This window comes from Minwuia sp. IMCC3060, assembly GCF_029909435.1.
In the GTDB taxonomy this organism is placed as follows: Bacteria; Pseudomonadota; Alphaproteobacteria; order Minwuiales; family Minwuiaceae; genus Minwuia.
Window position 1 is genome coordinate 1,920,377 of record NZ_CP123782.1, and the last position, 16,566, is coordinate 1,936,942.

Sequence of the window (16,566 nt, forward strand, 5' to 3'; positions counted from 1 at the left end):
CTTATAGGCCATCCGTACCAGATGGGAAAAGGATTACGCGCTCCGGATCGAATGCCACACGTACCGTGTTTCCCGGAGGCGGCGGACGATGGATCGTGCGCGCCCGCAGGTTGGGCAGCCCGGCACCGGTCAGTTTCACCCGCCAGTAGGGACCGATCAGCCGGATGTCGGCAACCGTCATCTCTGCCGACAGGTCCTCATTCCCCTGCCCGCCCAGCATGACGCCTTCCGGCCTGACCAGCATCTCGACAGGTCCCGAGCGCATGCCGTCCGGCTGGGGCAGCACGCCGAAGGCGGTGGTGATCCGATCCCCCTCCGCCATCGCCGGAATGTCATTCGCCGCACCGAAGAATGTCGCCATGAAACGGTTCACGGGCTTGAGATAGACATCCGTCGCGGGGCCGAACTGGACAAGCTTTCCCGCCCGCATGACGGCGATCCGGTCGGCCATGCGCATGGCCTCCTCCGGGTCATGGGTCACCAGCATCACCGTCGCGCCCAGGCGTTTCAGCAGCGCCAGCGTTTCGTCACGGACGGCATTGCGCAGGGTCACGTCCAGATTGGCGAAGGGTTCGTCCATCAGCATCAGGCGCGGCGCCGGAGCCAGCGCCCGCGCCAGGGCGACCCGTTGCTGCTCGCCACCCGAGAGCTGGTGCGGAAAAACGCCGGCGCGTTCCTGCAGTCCGACACGCGCCAGCACTTCGGCCACACGCGCCTTGCGCGACGCGGCAGGCAGTCCGAAGCCGACATTGTCGGCAACGCTCAGATGCGGGAACAGCGCATAATCCTGAAACACCATGCCGATGCGACGGGTCTCGGGCGGGGCGCTGAATCCCGGCTCCGCGACCGTCTGGCCATCAATGCTGATCCGGCCCTCCTGCAGGGTTTCCAGTCCGGCGGCCAGACGCAGGCTGGTGGTCTTGCCACAGCCGGACGGACCCAGCAGGCAGACGATCTCCCCTTCGGCCATCTCCAGCGACAGCGCGTCCACGGCCTGGAAGTCCCCGAACCGGTGACTGACGTTCTGGAATGACAAGGTGGTCAAGGTTGCTCCGCCTGCATGATCTGCTTCCTGATAGTCGCTCGCGGTTCGGAAGCCAAGTCGCGACGGCGACAATCGTTCTTTTGGTAATTGACGGTTAACCGGTCCGTGGCTAACGTTCGCCGCATGTACGCACCGGTCCACATTCGCCTAATCGGCCTCGACCTAGGTATCCCGGCTCTCAGCTAGAGTCGGGTAAAGCCCCTGTGCGTGGGGTCCCGTAATTCAGGACCCCGAGATTTCCTTCAAGCGATTCACCAGAACCCATACCGGCCCGCCCGTCGCGCTGCCCCACTGCCAGGACTGGCGTCAGTGGCGCGCTTGAGCCGGAACTGACGTGAACATGCGCCGAGCATCCGGAGACCGAACCAATGACAAGCATGCCCAATACCCACAAGTACCGCGCCTTCCCGCAGATCGACCTGCCTGACCGGCAGTGGCCGACGCGGACCATCGACAAGGCACCGATCTGGTGCTCCGTCGATCTGCGTGACGGCAACCAGGCCCTGATCGAGCCGATGAACGGCGACAAGAAGCTGCGCTTCTTCCGTCACCTGCTCGCCGTGGGTTTCAAGGAAATCGAGGTCGGTTTTCCCGCTGCCTCCGATACCGATTTCGATTTCGTGCGCCACATCATCGACCACGACCTCATCCCGGACGACGTCACGATCCAGGTCCTGACGCAGGCCCGCGATCACCTGATCGAACGGACGTTCGAGGCCGTGAAGGGCGCGAAGAACGTCATCATCCACCTCTACAACTCGACCTCCACCGTACAGCGCAGGGTCGTCTTCGGGCTGGAGAAGGACGGCATCACGGAGATCGCGGTCGAGGGCGCGAAGAAGGTCAAGAGCCTGATCCCGACGCTGGAAGGCCAGAACGTGCGGATCGAGTACAGCCCGGAGAGCTTCACCGGCACGGAACTGGAGTATGCCCGAGACGTCTGCCACGCGGTGATGGACGTGTTCGAACCGACCCCGGAGAACCCGATCATCATCAACCTGCCTGCAACGGTGGAGATGGCATCGCCCAACTATTATGCGGACCAGATCGAATGGATGCACAGGAACCTGCGTGACCGGGATTCGGTGATCCTCAGCCTGCATCCGCACAACGACCGCGGCACCGCCGTTGCGGCGACGGAGCTGGGCGTGATGGCCGGCGCGGACCGGATCGAAGGTACCCTGTTCGGCAACGGCGAGCGCACGGGCAACGTGGATCTGGTCACCCTGGCGCTGAACATGTTCACCCAGGGCCTTGATCCGCAACTGGATTTCACGAACATCACGGAGTCCATTGCGGTGGCAGAGCACTGCAACCAGTTGCCGGTGCACCAGCGCCACCCCTATGCGGGCGAACTCGCCTATACGGCCTTCTCCGGATCGCACCAGGACGCGATCAAGAAGGGCATGACGGCTGTACGCAGTTCCAACGACGGTCTCTGGGAAGTCCCCTATCTGCCCATCGATCCGATGGATGTGGGTCGTGCCTACGAAGGAATCATCCGGGTCAACAGCCAGTCCGGCAAGGGTGGCGTTGCCTACATCATGGAGAATGACTTCGGCATCGAACTGCCCCGTCTGCTGCAGGTGGAGTTCAGCCAGGTGGTGCAGAAGATCACGGACACGACGGGCAAGGAAATGTCCGGTGATGACATCTTCGAGACCTTCGAGAAGACCTATCTGGAGACCGACACCCCCTTCACGCTCGAGTCCTACAAGGTCGCATCGTCCGACACGGTCGACGGCAATTCCGTCGTCACGGCGGTTGTTGGCCATGGTGGTGAATCGGTGGCGATCTCCGGGGAAGGCAATGGTCCGATCAATGCCTTCTTCACCGGGCTGAAGGAACAGTTCGGGATCAATGCCAACCTGACCGACTATCGCGAACATGCCATCCACGCCAGCGAGCGTGGGTCGCGCACCCGCGCGGTCTGCTTCATCCGTCTGGCCAATGCACATGGGGAGCAGCGGTTCGGCGTCGGCATCAACGAGAACACGACCACGGCCTCCCTGAAGGCCATCGTCTCCGCCGTGAACCGTCTCTCGACGGTCAGCGGCTGATGCGCAAGGAACGGGTGCAGCGCGACAACGCTGCGCCCGCCCCACGCCGGTGAACGCGCCCGTGCCCCACTGGTCCGCGCGCCTGCCATTCTTCTATGGCTGGATCGTCATCGGCGTGGCCTTCATCACCATGGCGATCGGCGTCAGCGCGCGCACCGGCTTCTCCCTGATGCTGCCGCCTCTGACGGCGGAGTACGGCTGGGACCGGGGACTGGTCGCCGGTGCCTTCTCCTTCGGCTTTCTGGTTTCCGCCATCCTCAGCCCCATCGTCGGGCGGGCCATGGACCGCTACGGCCCGCGGCTGGTGATCGAATGCGGGGTGGTGCTGCTGGCCGCCGGACTGTTCCTGGCCCCCATGATGACGGTCCCCTGGCACCTCTACGCCACCCTGGGCGTGCTGGTCGGCGGCGGGGCCAACATGATGACCTTCACCGCCCAGTCCCTCTACCTGCCGAACTGGTTCGCCCGTCGGCGTGGCCTGGCCATCTCCATCGCCTTCTCGGGGGTGGGTGTCGGGGCGATCATCATCCTGCCGCTGCTGCAGTCGATCATCATCGACCTCGGCTGGCGCGAAGCCTGCTGGGCGATGGGCCTGATGGTCGTCTGCCTGATCGCACCGCTGAACCTGCTGGTCCGCCACAAGCCCGCGGACATCGGCCAGGTGCCGGACGGTATCCCACTTCCTATCCCGAAGGCGGGCGAGACGACGCGCGACAACATCGTTGACCGGGAATGGGCCGCACAGGACTGGACGCTTGCCCGTGCCCTGCGCACCGGGCGGTTCTGGTGGCTGGCGTTCGGATTCTTCATGGCGACCTACACCTGGTATGCGGTGCAGGTGCATCAGACGACCTTCCTGATCGAATCCGGCTTCGACCCCATCATGGCCGGGTGGGCACTTGGCCTGGTCAGCATCGTCGCGATTCCGGGACAGATCGGCCTGGGCGCGCTGTCCGACAGGGTGGGACGGGAAGCGGTCTGGAGCCTCGGCTGCCTGGGCTTCCTGATCTGTTTCGTGACCCTGATCGCGCTGGAGAACCAGCCATCGCCCTTCCTCCTCTATGTCATGGTCATTGCGCAGGGGTGCCTGGGCTATGCGGTGACATCCGTCATGGGACCGATCGTGGCGGAGATATTCGAGGGACCGCACTATGGCTCCATCTTCGGTGTCCTCTCGGTCGCCCTGATCAGTGGCGGCGCCGCCGGACCCTGGGTCACCGGAATGATCTACGACGCGACCGGCAGCTATCGGATGGCCTTCATGCTGGCCATCGGCTTGTCCATCGTTTCGGCGCTTGCTATCTGGATCGCGGCACCGCGCAAGGTGCGAACGGTGCCCGGCAAGCTGAGGATCACACCATGACAGGCAAAGCCCTCCATCAGGCAAGCGAAGCGGATCTGGCCTGGCGCGATGACTTCGAGGCGTATCGTGTCGCCCCGGCGGACTTCCGCCATCGCCAGCATATCCGGCTGGCCTACATCTATCTGGTCACTTCCGATCCGGAGACGGCCTGCGTCCGCATGAAGGCAGCCATCACGAACCTGCTGGCGCATCTGGGTGTCGATCCGGCGGCGAAGTACCATGAGACGGTCACGCGCGCCTGGATACTGGCCGTGCATCACTTCATGCACAGTGACCCGGTACCTGCGGAATCGGCAGATGCCTTCATCGATGCCAATCCGCGCCTGCTGATGCAGGACATCATGCTGACGCACTACAGCCGCGAGCATCTCTTCTCCGACACCGCCCGCTACAGCTTCGTCGCCCCTGACCGCATGCCCATCCCTCTGCATGCCTGATTGAGCCGCTGCCCTCCGCGCCGTATGATCCCCGGCAATTGTCAGGGGAGGCAGACATGTTCGATCTGGTCATTCGGGGCGGCACGGTCATCGACGGCAGCGGCGGCGCGCCGCGCACGGCGGATGTTGCGGTGAAGGACGGGGTGATTGTCTCCGTCGAGGGCAAGGCTGGCCCGGCGACACGGGAAGTGCAGGCGGACGGCGCGCTCGTGACCCCCGGCTGGGTCGACATACACACCCATTATGACGGCCAGGCGACCTGGGACGCGGACCTGACGCCCAGTTCGTGGCATGGCGTAACCACCACCGTCTTCGGCAATTGCGGTGTCGGCTTCGCGCCGGTGAAACCCGGCTCCGAGCCCTATCTGATCAACCTGATGGAGGGGGTGGAGGACATTCCCGAGATCGTGCTGTCCGAAGGCATCGATTTCCGCTGGGAGAGCTTTCCCGACTTCCTCAACGTGCTGGCCGAAACCGACCGCACCATGGATATCGGCACCCAGGTGCCCCATGCCGCGCTGCGGTTCTACTGCATGGGCGACCGGGGCGCGGATCACGGGTCCCTGCCGACGGAAGACGAGATCAAGCGCATGGGCCTGCTGCTGGAGGAAGCGCTAGGCGCCGGTGCGCTGGGCTTCTCCACGTCGCGCACCATCAAGCACAAGGCGGCGGACGGGCGTTTCACCCCTTCGCTGACCGCGCGGGAACCGGAACTGGTCGGGCTGGCCCATGCGATGAAGCGTGCAGGTCGTGGCATCATCCAGGTGAATTCCGACTTCGAACCCGGCGATTTCGAGACCCTGCGGGCCGTGGCCGCCGAATCCACGCGGCCTCTCTCGGTGCTGCTGATCCAGGTCGACAATGCACCGGATCGCTGGCTCGACACCCGTGCCGGGATCCGTGCCGCCAACGCGGCCGGGCAGAAGGTGAATGGCCAGGTTTCCAGCCGCCCGATCGGAATCCTGATGGGGCTGGAAACCTCCGTGCATCCCTTCATGACCCACCGGACCTGGCGGGCTCTGGCCGACCTGACGCCGGCGGAACGCTATCAGCGGCTGAACAGTGACGCCGACCTGCGGGATCGCCTGATCAATGAGCGGCCGGACAACGGCCACACCAAGTGGATGGACTTCGCCATGACCCGCGCCTGCCGCCTGCAGGAACCGCTGGACTACGAACCCGACCTCGCGAACAGCATTGCCGCGCTGGCGAAGCGCGAAGGGGTCGATCCCTGGGCCAAGGCGCTGGAGATGCTGATGGAACAGGACGGCAAGGCGATCATGCTGTACCCGTTCGAGAACTACAACGCGGGCAACCTGGATGTGATCCGGGAGATGCTGCTGGACCCGGAGACGGTCTGCGGCGTGGCCGATGGCGGTGCGCATGTGGGCCTGATCTGCGACTCCAGTTCGCCGACGACGCTGATGACCCTGTGGGGACGCGACCGGAAACGCGGCGAAGGCATTCCCCTGCCCCATCTGGTGAAGAAGCAGACGCGCGATACCGCCCTCACCTATGGCCTCACGGATCGCGGGCTGCTGGCACCGGGCATGAAGGCAGACATCAATGTCATCGACTTCGACAACCTGCGCGCCCTGAAGCCGGAGGTGGTCTACGACATGCCTGCCGGCGGAAAACGCCTGATCCAGCGCTCCAGTGGCTATCGCCACACGTTCGTCTCGGGTATCGAGACGCTGAACAACAGCGAGCTGACCGGCAATCGCCCCGGTCGGTTGATCCGGGGCTGATCACCCGCCGTACTGACAGCCAGCAACCAGACTTTTCCGGAGGAGCCGCGTGGCCCGTACCGTCCACCTGATCCGCCATGGCCAGTCGACCTTCAACGCACAGATGTCGCTGACCGGCGTCGATCCGATGCTGTTCGATGCCCCCCTGTCCGACCTCGGCCAGGAACAGGTGGCGGAGCTGCGCAGCCAGATGGCCGATGTGCCGGTTGATCTGGTGGTCACCAGCCCCTTCACCCGTGCGATCCAGACCAGCATGGGGGCCTTCGGCGGGCGTGAACTGCCTGTGCAGGTGGAGGCCATTCACCGGGAGCATCTGGCGGCAAGCTGCGATGTCGGCCGGTCACCCGCCGAGCTGGTGAACGACTTCCCGCACCTGACCTTCGATCATCTGGATGATCCCTGGTGGCATACGGAGGACGGCCACGACGGACCGTTCATCCGGGAGCCGCAGGACGTGCTGATGGACCGGGTGAAACGCTTCCGTGGCTGGATCGCCAGCCGCCCGGAGGAACACATCGCCGTCGTCGGCCACGGCACCTTCTTCTACATGCTGATCGACCGTTTCCTGAACAATGCGGAAGTGCATACGCTGGATCTGTGAGGCGCAACCGCGGGCGCTGAAACGGGTTTCAGCCCGCCGTGAACAGATTGCGCCCCTGTGCTTCGTTGACCGTCACGGTTCCGGAGACACCCACCAGATCCGCCTCCGTCATTGCGCGCAACAAGGCCCGGTCATCCGCTGCATTGGCGACGAAACGCGTCGCCTGCGGGTCATCATGGGCACCCAGTCGGCCAATGATGATCGCGCCGGTCGGTTCGCCACTGCGGTCGAAAGTGACCGTCCATGTCTCGATCTCGCCCGTGCCTGATGGCGTTTCGGTGAACGGGGGACGCGGCAGTTCGTCGATCTGCGGCTGATAGCTGGCCGAATCCTCCCGCTGCCACGGTCTGTCGCCCGAAACCGGTTCCGTGGACCAGATACCGGCAGCGTGCTTGCTCAGATAGCCACCGTTCGCCGTGACCAGTCCGAGCTGGCCCGGGGCGGCGCGCAGGCGGTCGGCCATGTTGGCGATGGCATTCATCGAGTAGTTGTTTCCCGCCCCGCCATGGTACGGCAGGCCACCGGTAACCGTCAGCGGGCGCGGATCGCCATGGGCAATGCCCAGTGCATCGCGTCCGATCTGCACGGCACTGGGGAAGCATGAATAGATGTCGATCAGGTCGATGTCGTCGATGCTGCGCCCGGCCATGGCAAAGGCGCGCTCGGCCATCAGGCGCATGGCGGGAGAGGCAAAATAGTTCTGCCGCTCATGCATGTACCAGAGTTCCGTAGTGTCGGCGCAGCCGTGCAGGAACAGCCAGCGATCCTGCGGCACACCCATCCGCCGCGCCTCCCCCACGGAGGTCATCAGCAGCGCCGCCGACTGGTTGATCTGGTTCATGGCGTTCATGAACTTTGTGTAGGGCCAGGCGACGAAGCGGTTCTTCGGACCGGTCTCAGCGATCTCCGCCGCCGTGCGCCGGATCGGGAACCAGGCATGGGCCTGTTCCGCCGCAACATCCGTGAAGCCGGCGAACAGTTCGCCCATGGCCATCTGATGTCCGTCGATGCTGTGACCCGCATGATGGCGGTAGGCATTCTCCAGCAGCGCGTAATTGTTGGTGGCGGCCCAGATGCCATGGGCCCGTTCATGCGCCGTCACCATGGGCTTGTCGGGCCAGAGCAGGTCCGCGTCCCGGTCGGCGGGCTGGCTCCAGTCCGGTTTGGTGCCGGACTTGATCAGGCGGCGGGCATTGTCCATCGCCTCCGCCCCCGCCAGCAGCACGAAACGCTTGCGCCCTGCCGCGATCTCGGCGGCGAAACGATTGACCAGGGCCTGCGGGGCCTGTCCGCCGTCCGGTGTCAGCCAGGCTTCCGCCTGCGTCGCACCGAGATGCCGGGCAAGGGTCGCGGGCGAATTCCGCATCGGCTCCCGGAAGCTCTTCACCACCACCACGGCATCCAGACTGGCCAGCGTGCGGCGTTGCACATGGGCATCGTCAGCGGCCTGGATCGCCGCCCCGATCATCAGGTCCATCGGCGTGGAAAGCGCGTCCAGCGGTTCATCGCGAACCGTGACCTGACCGACGCCGATCAGGATGGGTGTGTCGTCACGGATCATGTTGCATCCCCTGCCCTGGCGCGCGCCCACTTCGCATCGGTCTTGCCGCTGGGTCCACGCTGGATGGCGTCGAGAAACAGGAAGGCCTTCGGCAGCTTGTAGCGCGCGATGTGCCGTTCAGCCTCCGCCAGCAGGTCCGCCCGGTCGGGCGTGGCTCCATTGGCCGGCTGGACGATGGCCACGACTTCCTGCCCCCAGCGTTCGCTGGGCCGACCTGTGACGACCACGTCGGCAACGTCGGGGTGATGCTTGATCGCCTGTTCCACTTCCTCGGCGAAGATCTTCTCCCCGCCCGAATTGATGGTGAAGGACTCGCGGCCATGAAACTCCAGCAAGCCGCCCGGCAGCAACCGCACCCGGTCGCCGGGGATGACATAACGGATGCCGTTCACTGTCGGGAATGTCTTCGCCGTCTTCTCCGGGTCGTTCAGATAACCCAGCGGAACGGCACCGCTCTTGGCCAGCCAGCCAAGACCTTCGTGTCCCGGCGCCAGCTCGGCGGTCATGTCGGCACTCAGGACCACCGCATCGTCGGCAATCCGGAACGACGCGGCCCCCGTATCGTCTTCCGGCCCTGTGACCTGGATGGCCTGCGGTCCACTCTCCGACGCGCCAAGGGCATCGACGGCCCGCGCGCCGGGTGCCAGGCGAAGCAGTTCGGCCTTGGTTGCCGGGGACATGATCGCGCCTGTGTTCACGATTAGGCTCAGGCTGGAAAAGTCATGATCCCGGTCCCGTGCGGCCTGCACCAGCGGGCGACCATAGGCGTCGCCGATCAGCAGCAGCATCGTGATCCGCTCCCGCGCGATGGTGTCCAGCAGATCGTCCGTGTCCAGCCTGTCCGGCACGTTCGAGATGACCACCGTATTGCCGGAGCAGAGCGCCGACAGTGCTGTCTGACAGCCCGCACCATGCATGAAGGGCGGTGCAGGCAGCACGATGTTGTGTGTCCGTTTCCGTGCCCGCGCGACGTACGCGGCAATGTCCGGAATCGCCACGCCATGCCGGTCCCGTCCGTCCAGGTTGGCGGCAAGACAGTCTTCCTGTCGCCACAGCACGCCCTTCGGCATCCCAGTCGTGCCACCGGTGTACATGCAGTAGAGGTCGTCGGGCGACGGCGTCACATCCGGCTTCGTGGCGGTGGAATCAGCAAGCGCGGCCTCGTAATCGAGCGCCCCCGGCAGCAGGGCCGCGTCGGAACCATCCGCCACCTGCAGCAGCAGCACCGGCGGTGCGATCCGGGGCAGAACCTCCGCCAGTACGGCGGCAAACTTCGCCTGATAGACAATCGCCCTGGGCCGGGCGTCGCGGAACAAATACGCCATCTCCTCCGCCACATAGCGGTAATTGACGTTGAAGGGCACGGCGCGCGCCTTGTAAGCACCCAGCAAGGTCTCGATGTACGCGGGGCAATTGTGCATCAGCACCGCGACATGATCCTGCCCGGATTCCCAGCCCTGAAGAGCCTCGCGATCCGTATGGATGCTGATTCCGTGCGCCAGGAAAAGGTTGGCCAGCCGACGTGTCCTGTCGGTCAGTTCCGCGTAGCTGATGCGTCGCGCGCCATGCACGATGGCCTCGCGATCCGGCAGCGCAGCGGCAATTGCCTCCTGCACCTCTCCGATGGTCAGTGTCATCGTGTCAGTCCTGAGCGGTCAGGCCGGACAGGCGTTCGGAGGCGTCCAGAAACTCCTCCATGAACTGATAGACTACGCCCTTGGCGCTCTGGGCCGTGTTCATCAGGCCGACACCTTGCCCTACGTAGTAGGAAGCCAGGTCGCGCGCGCCTTCATGTCCACCCTCCGCCAGCCGCGTGATGCGGGCCATCGCGGGTTCGGCGATGATCGACTGCAGCGGCATCGGCAGCGGCTCCGGTGCATCAGGCGCCTCCCACGCATCGGTCCAGGCGGAGCGCAACTGGCGCGATGGCTTGCCGGTGCGGGATTTCGCGCGGATGGTCTGACGACTGGTTGCCGCCAGCATCTTCTCCTTCACCACGGGTGAGGTCTCGGCCTCCGCCGTGGTGAGCCAGACCGATCCGGTCCATACTCCCTGCGCCCCCATGGCCATGCAGGCGGCCATCTGCTCCCCCGTCACGATGCCCCCGGCAGCAACGACCGGAATATCGGAAATCTCCCGGACCGCGCGGACGACTTCCGGCACCAGGATCATGGTGGAGACCTCGCCACAATGGCCACCAGCCTCCCCGCCCGAGGCCACGATCATGTCCACACCGGCCTGAACCTGCTTGATCGCATGTTCGCGCGCGCCAACCAGCGCCGCCACAGGCACACCGTGCTTCCGCGCCATCTCGATCATGTAGGCGGGCGGCGTACCCAACGCATTGGCGATCAGCCTGATCGGATGGGAGAAAGCCACTTCCAGCAGCGCACTGGCGCCGTCGTCACGGATGTTGGTGCCAAGGCGCGTGCCCCGCTTCAGACTCTCGGGATCAAGCGCGTCGCCCTCGATACCATGGCGGTTGAACACCCCTGTGACGAAATCGAGATGGGTCTGCGGCACCTTGGACACCTGATCGTCGCGGGTGACCTTCGCGCCCTTGGACTCGTAGCGCATGGGTACGATCAGATCGACGCCATAGGGCTTCCCGTCCACGTGGTCGTCGATCCAGGCGAGCTCGGCCTCCAGCTTGCCCGGGCCGATACCGGCGGCACCGAAGATGCCGAAACCGCCGGCCTTCGAGACTTCCGCCACCACATCACGACAGTGCGAGAACGCTATCAGCGGGAACTCGACTCCCAGCATTTCCGTTACTGCTGACCGCATGACCCGATCCTCCCCCATGTTTCACAGTCAGGGAGTGTCGCGCGTGTTTGCAATTCAGTCCAATTCCTTTGAAAATCAAAACCATTCACCAGGCGAATGGAGTCCTGTCATTGCCATCGATCTGAGAAAGCTGCGGCATGTCGTGGAGACGGCGCGCTTCGAGAACGTGACCCGCGCGGCGGAGGCGCTGTACATCACCCAGTCCGCCCTGACGCGCAGTCTCGCGGATGTGGAGGCGGAGCTGGGCACGCCGCTGTTTGTCCGTCTGCCCCGCGGCGTGCGCCTGACCGAACAGGGTCGCCGCTTTGTCGCGCGCGCACGGATGATCATCGGCGATGTGGATGACCTGCTGGCCGATGTCGCCGATCATCGGGGTCTGCATGCAGGGCGCCTCAGGATCGGCGTCTGTCCGCCCGGCTACCAGCGCTACATCGCGCGCGCCATCGCGGCGCTGGCGGCGGAGCGCCCGGGTCTCAGGATCGAGATCACCACCGGTGCGACGGATGACCTGGTCCCCCGCCTGACCACGGGAGATCTGGATGGTGTGGTCGGTCACCGGGGTTGGCTGAAACGCTGGCCGGACCTGAAACTGACCACGCTTGCCGCCTTCCACAGCGCCTTCACCGTCCGTCGCGACCACCCGCTGACCCGGCAGAGCATCGTGACGGAGCGGGACATCCTGGCCTGCCCGATGATCATCCCGGCAACAGTGGAACCCCTGCAGACCGACCTGGCCTCGCTCTACGCCCGCAACGGCCTGCCGCCCCTGAACCCCCACTACGTCTGTGACGACATGGACGTGATACAGGACCTGATCGACCATACGGATGCCTGTGCGCCGCTGATCAGCCAGAACCCGGAGTTCGGCAGGCTCCGTTCCCGCTTTCACCTGTTCACCAGGGAAGTCGACATGCCGATACAGCGCATGGTGTTTGCCATCAGCCAGGCCCGTCTGCCGTCCCCTGGCGCGAGCGCATTCGAGCAATTCCTGCAGGAGTCGTTCAATTTCCATTCCCTCAGCGAATAGCCACCCCTGCGCTTCGCATTGGACTCGCACTGCCGTCATCGGGAATGATGCGTCCAGTCATGCAAGGGGAGGCAGACAATGGCCGTGAATACAGAAACAAAGGGCCGCGTGCTCGTCATCACGCTGGACCGGCCGGAAGCACGCAACGCCGTGAACGGCGACGTGGCATCCGGGATCGAAGCCGCCATCGACAAGCTGGAGAATGATCCGGAGCTGTGGGTTGGCATCATCCAGTCCAGCGGCACGGTCTTCTGTGCCGGCGCGGACCTGAAGGAAGTCTCGGCAGGCAATGGGCGCGCGCTCTCGACCGAAAAGGGCGGTTTCGCCGGTCTGGTGAAGCGCGAACGCACCAAGCCCCTGATCGCCGCCGTCAATGGCGCGGCCGTCGCGGGTGGCTGCGAGATCGTGCTGTCCTGCGACATGGTCATCGCGGCAGAAGGTGCGCGCTTCGGCCTGCCGGAAGTGAAACGGTCACTCGCCGCGGCCGCCGGTGGCCTGTTCCGCCTGCCCCGCGCGGTGGGTATGGGTCCGGCAATGGAAATGATCCTGACCGGCGATCCGATCAGCGCTGACCGTGCCTACCAGCTTGGCCTCGTGAACCATGTGGTACCGCTCGATGGCCTGGCGCAGGCCGCGCTCGACCTGGCAGACCGCATCGTGGTCAATGCGCCGCTGGCTGTTCGCGCCAGCCGCGAGATTGCCGTGAACGCGCTGAAGCTGGACGATGCCGAACTCTGGAAGATGAGCGCCGCCGCCAGCAAGGCCATGTCGGAGACCGAGGACTTCAAGGAAGGCCCCCGCGCCTTCATCGAGAAGCGCGATCCGGTCTGGAAGGGCCGGTAGGCATTTCAGTGCCAGCCATGCCTGCTCGTAATGCAGGAAAAGGACGTCGAGGCCATGGCGGTGCAACGCGATGCAATGGACCTCCATGTCGCCCGCATCGACCCACGACGCGGAGAACTTTGTCCTGCTGACAGCGTGTAGCGGATCGGCAGCATGCCCGGAGGCGGTGGCTAATGCGGTGACGGCATCGCCCCGGCTTCCTCCAGCAGCCAGTCGCGGTAGAGCATCGCGCTCCTGTCGTCCAGTCTGTGCCGCTGATAGACGACATGAAAGCTCTTGCTGCTCCTGCGGCGGAAACCGAAAGGCTCGACAAGAAGACCGTCCCGAATCTCCTCGTCGACCAGACAGCGTATGCCGATGGCAACGCCGATACCTTCCAGCGCAGCCTGGAATGCCAGGTTCTGGGTCTCGAAGGTCAGACCCTGATCGGTTTCGATGCAACCGAGCGCGTTCCAGAGATCCGCATCGTCACGTGTATCGGCATAGCTCCGCAGCCAGTTCCGCCAGGCACCCGGCAGCGCCGTCGCATGAACCAGCGTCTTTCCCGCCAGTGCACGCACGAGTTCGGGAGGTGTTTCCAGTCCCCTGAAGAGATCGGGTCGCGAAACCGGACAGATGTCGATGTCGAGAAGATGATCACTGACCAGGCCCTTGGATGATCGGGCGGGCACTGTGTTTGGACCAAGCTGGATTGCCAGATCGACCGTCCGTTCCGCGTGCAGGTCAATGTCGGTCAACGTGGTGGCGATCTGCACTTCGATGTCCGGATGCCGGTCGAAGAATCGCACCCAGCGGGGCATTAGCCAGCGTGCGGCAAATGTCGGGTAGCAGGAAATCGTCAGCCGACGTTTCGCCCCCCGATCCCGCAACCGACGCGTCGCATCCGCAACTGCACCCAGCGGCCCTTCGACTTCACGAAGGAGATCAGCCCCCTCGGCAGTCAGTTCAAGTCCACCGGATGTGCGCCGGAACAACACTGTCCCGACATGCTCCTCCAGTTTCTGGACCAGTCGGCTTACCGCTCCGGGCGTCACGTTGAGCTCAATGGCAGCTTTCGTAAAACTCAATTGCTGCCCTGCCACGACAAAGCTCTTCAGCGCATTCAGTGGAGGAAAATCGCTCATTCGGACCCCAGGACTCTGGCCTTCAGATCGACAAACTATGAGAAAAACTCAAATTTCTCCACGATAAAGTCGTTTGCTCCCAAGGCTCCCTCGCCTGACGATCCATACGAAACCTCGATCAGGGAGAAGCCCGATGGTTCTTCACGACCCACAACTTGCCGCAAACAGCCAGTCCCGGTCGGCGTCAACGCCTACCGGCTCCGACCATGTCGGCGGCGACAGCCGCGGGGCGAACTTCTTCGCCATCGACCATGCACTCCAGGATCTGCTGGGCCTCTACCTCACGGATGAGGAGCGGCAGCACTTCTGGCCGCACTTCGATCAACTTGGAGCGTTGGCTGGCAACGAACTCGATGAATGGGCGACACTCTCCGACAAGACGCCTCCCAAACTGCACAATCGGGACCGCTTCGGTCGGGACCGGCAGTGGATCGAGTACCATCCGGCCTACGAACGAATGGTGGAAGTCGGCTTCCATCAGTTCGGAATTCATGCAGCGCCGCACCGGCCGATCCTGGGCTGGAAGACCGGTGTATCTCCGGTCGTGAAGTTCGCCCTGCATTACTTGTTCTCGCAGGCCGAGTTCGGCCTGATGTGCCCCCTTGCCGTGACCGAGCTCGCGGCGATGCTTGTCCTGAAGTACGGCTCCGATGAGCTGAAGAGCAAGTATGGCGAGCGCATGATCTCGCTTGATCCTGCCGAGCTGTTGCAGGGCGCGCAGTTCATGACCGAAAAGGCCGGTGGCTCCGATGTCGGCGCGAACGAATTGTGTGCAAGGCAGGAAGACGGGGTCTGGCGGCTCTATGGAGAGAAGTGGTTCTGCTCGAACCCCGACTGCGGGGTCGCTGTCCTGCTGGCGCGATGTGAAGGGGACGGGCCCGGTACGGCAGGACTGACTGCCTTTGTCGTTCCGCGTGATCTGGATGACGGCTCCCGCAACAGCTACCGGATCGTGCGCCTGAAGGACAAGCTTGGAAGCCGGTCCCTGGCAAGCGGCGAGATCGTCTACGAAGGGGCCGTCGCGCATGTCCTTGGTGAGCGGCGGCAAGGCATCAAGATCCTTCTCGACCAGGTCAACATGTCTCGCCTCTCGCATGGCATGCGGGCAGCAGCCACCATGCGGCGGGCCCTGAACGAGGCGCTTGCCTTTGGCCGCTCGCGGAAGCTGTTCGGGAAAGCCGCCCTCGAGCAGCCGCTGTTTCGTCGCCAGATCATGCAGTTGCTCGTACCCACCGAGGCAGCCCTTTCGACGTCGCTCTACGGCGGCAATCTCCTGGCTAAGGCCGAGGGAGGCTCCAACGACGCGACGCTGCTGCTCCGCATCGTCACCCCTGTGATCAAGATGCGCAGCAATCGGGACAATGTGCGTGCATGCGCGAAGGCAATCGAGGTGCGCGGTGGCAATGGTGTCATCGAGGACTGGGTGAACGCGCGGTTGCTGCGGGATTCCTTCGTTCCGGTGCTGTGGGAAGGGACAAGCGTCGTCAATGCCCTCGATGTCGTGCAGCGTGCTGTCGCGAAGTCACGGGCGCATGAGCTTTTCAGAGCGGAACTCCACCGCCTGATCGATGAGATCGAGACCCTGCCGGACCATTTTCTTGAACGGCTGCGCAACGTTGCGGACGAGGTGACGGAATATGTGCAGGCCGTGGCCGAGAACCCCGACAACGAACGTTACGCCCGTCTGGCGACAAGCCTGCTTTATCATGCATTGAGCGCGGTCCTGCTCGCCTGGGAGGGTGACAGGCTCGGCCGTGACGGGGGTGACGCACGGCGCGCCCTCATCTCGCGGATGATCCTGGAACATCACCTGGCGCCGCATCACCCGACGGCTCCGCCAAGGCAGCAGGACTGGGAGAATGCGGCGGAACACCTGCTGCTCCGTGACGGGACGGTCGAGTTGAAGGATGTGATCCCTCTGCTCGGCTGAGGGTGGCCTCAGCAACCATGCCTTTCAGGCAATGCCCGGC

General features: G+C 64.2%; 13 protein-coding genes. 8 read left to right on the forward strand and 5 right to left on the reverse strand.

What is annotated here, in order from left to right:
• Window position 1: 1 nt before the first annotated feature.
• Window positions 2-1,045, reverse strand: coding sequence for an ABC transporter ATP-binding protein (locus QGV54_RS09030; RefSeq protein WP_281017170.1), 1,044 nt, complete (start codon window positions 1,043-1,045; stop codon window positions 2-4).
• 368 nt (window positions 1,046-1,413) lie between these two features.
• Between QGV54_RS09030 and leuA the strand changes: the two genes are divergently transcribed.
• The 5 genes from leuA (at window position 1,414) to QGV54_RS09055 (ending at window position 7,254) form a co-directional block, all read left to right on the forward strand.
• Window positions 1,414-3,105 (forward strand): 2-isopropylmalate synthase, encoded by a 1,692-nt coding sequence (gene leuA, locus QGV54_RS09035; protein WP_281017169.1) that lies wholly within the window; start codon window positions 1,414-1,416, stop codon window positions 3,103-3,105.
• A 130-nt stretch (window positions 3,106-3,235) separates the two neighbouring features.
• On the forward strand, window positions 3,236-4,468 hold the full coding sequence (locus tag QGV54_RS09040) for an MFS transporter (protein WP_348637707.1): 1,233 nt from the start codon (window positions 3,236-3,238) through the stop codon (window positions 4,466-4,468).
• Window positions 4,465-4,905 (forward strand): hypothetical protein, encoded by a 441-nt coding sequence (locus QGV54_RS09045; RefSeq protein WP_281017167.1) that lies wholly within the window; start codon window positions 4,465-4,467, stop codon window positions 4,903-4,905. The genes QGV54_RS09040 and QGV54_RS09045 overlap by 4 nt, the downstream gene beginning before the upstream one ends.
• A 56-nt stretch (window positions 4,906-4,961) precedes the next feature.
• A complete protein-coding gene (locus tag QGV54_RS09050) occupies window positions 4,962-6,653 on the forward strand; it encodes an amidohydrolase family protein (RefSeq protein ID WP_281017166.1) in 1,692 nt (563 codons plus the stop codon).
• A 49-nt stretch (window positions 6,654-6,702) separates the two neighbouring features.
• Entirely contained in the window at window positions 6,703-7,254 is a 552-nt protein-coding gene (locus QGV54_RS09055) for a histidine phosphatase family protein (protein WP_281017165.1), read from the forward strand.
• 28 nt (window positions 7,255-7,282) lie between these two features.
• Here QGV54_RS09055 and QGV54_RS09060 read toward each other — a convergent pair whose 3' ends face one another.
• The 3 genes from QGV54_RS09060 to QGV54_RS09070 are packed head-to-tail and all read right to left on the reverse strand — an operon-like array spanning window position 7,283 to window position 11,602.
• Window positions 7,283-8,815: an acetyl-CoA acetyltransferase gene (locus tag QGV54_RS09060; protein WP_281017164.1), complete on the reverse strand. Its 1,533-nt coding sequence runs from the start codon at window positions 8,813-8,815 to the stop codon at window positions 7,283-7,285.
• A complete protein-coding gene (locus tag QGV54_RS09065) occupies window positions 8,812-10,452 on the reverse strand; it encodes an AMP-binding protein (RefSeq protein ID WP_281017163.1) in 1,641 nt (546 codons plus the stop codon). The genes QGV54_RS09060 and QGV54_RS09065 overlap by 4 nt, the downstream gene beginning before the upstream one ends.
• A 4-nt stretch (window positions 10,453-10,456) precedes the next feature.
• Complete coding sequence (locus QGV54_RS09070) at window positions 10,457-11,602, reverse strand: nitronate monooxygenase family protein (protein WP_281017162.1); 1,146 nt, start codon at window positions 11,600-11,602, stop codon at window positions 10,457-10,459.
• Between the two features lie 142 nt (window positions 11,603-11,744).
• On the opposite strand from QGV54_RS09070, the gene QGV54_RS09075 reads away from it, so the two are divergent.
• Both QGV54_RS09075 and QGV54_RS09080 read left to right on the forward strand, forming a co-directional pair.
• Complete coding sequence (locus tag QGV54_RS09075) at window positions 11,745-12,629, forward strand: LysR family transcriptional regulator (protein ID WP_348638776.1); 885 nt, start codon at window positions 11,745-11,747, stop codon at window positions 12,627-12,629.
• A gap of 78 nt (window positions 12,630-12,707) precedes the next feature.
• Window positions 12,708-13,472, forward strand: coding sequence for a crotonase/enoyl-CoA hydratase family protein (locus QGV54_RS09080; protein WP_281017160.1), 765 nt, complete (start codon window positions 12,708-12,710; stop codon window positions 13,470-13,472).
• A gap of 170 nt (window positions 13,473-13,642) precedes the next feature.
• Here QGV54_RS09080 and QGV54_RS09085 read toward each other — a convergent pair whose 3' ends face one another.
• Entirely contained in the window at window positions 13,643-14,596 is a 954-nt protein-coding gene (locus tag QGV54_RS09085; protein ID WP_281017159.1) for a LysR substrate-binding domain-containing protein, read from the reverse strand.
• Between the two features lie 133 nt (window positions 14,597-14,729).
• On the opposite strand from QGV54_RS09085, the gene QGV54_RS09090 reads away from it, so the two are divergent.
• Window positions 14,730-16,526: an acyl-CoA dehydrogenase family protein gene (locus QGV54_RS09090; protein WP_281017158.1), complete on the forward strand. Its 1,797-nt coding sequence runs from the start codon at window positions 14,730-14,732 to the stop codon at window positions 16,524-16,526.
• Window positions 16,527-16,566 lie beyond the last annotated feature (40 nt).

Excerpts from the sequence above, each read along its gene's own strand:
- leuA (WP_281017169.1), top strand. The coding sequence starts at position 1,414 with ATGACAAGCATGCCCAATACCCACAAGTACCGCGCCTTCCCGCAGATC.
- QGV54_RS09040 (WP_348637707.1), top strand. The coding sequence starts at position 3,236 with ATGGCGATCGGCGTCAGCGCGCGCACCGGCTTCTCCCTGATGCTGCCG.
- QGV54_RS09045 (WP_281017167.1), top strand. The coding sequence starts at position 4,465 with ATGACAGGCAAAGCCCTCCATCAGGCAAGCGAAGCGGATCTGGCCTGG.
- QGV54_RS09050 (WP_281017166.1), top strand. The coding sequence starts at position 4,962 with ATGTTCGATCTGGTCATTCGGGGCGGCACGGTCATCGACGGCAGCGGC.
- QGV54_RS09060 (WP_281017164.1), bottom strand. The coding sequence starts at position 8,815 with ATGATCCGTGACGACACACCCATCCTGATCGGCGTCGGTCAGGTCACG.
- QGV54_RS09065 (WP_281017163.1), bottom strand. The coding sequence starts at position 10,452 with ATGACACTGACCATCGGAGAGGTGCAGGAGGCAATTGCCGCTGCGCTG.
- QGV54_RS09070 (WP_281017162.1), bottom strand. The coding sequence starts at position 11,602 with ATGCGGTCAGCAGTAACGGAAATGCTGGGAGTCGAGTTCCCGCTGATA.
- QGV54_RS09080 (WP_281017160.1), top strand. The coding sequence starts at position 12,708 with ATGGCCGTGAATACAGAAACAAAGGGCCGCGTGCTCGTCATCACGCTG.
- QGV54_RS09085 (WP_281017159.1), bottom strand. The coding sequence starts at position 14,596 with ATGAGCGATTTTCCTCCACTGAATGCGCTGAAGAGCTTTGTCGTGGCA.
- QGV54_RS09090 (WP_281017158.1), top strand. The coding sequence starts at position 14,730 with ATGGTTCTTCACGACCCACAACTTGCCGCAAACAGCCAGTCCCGGTCG.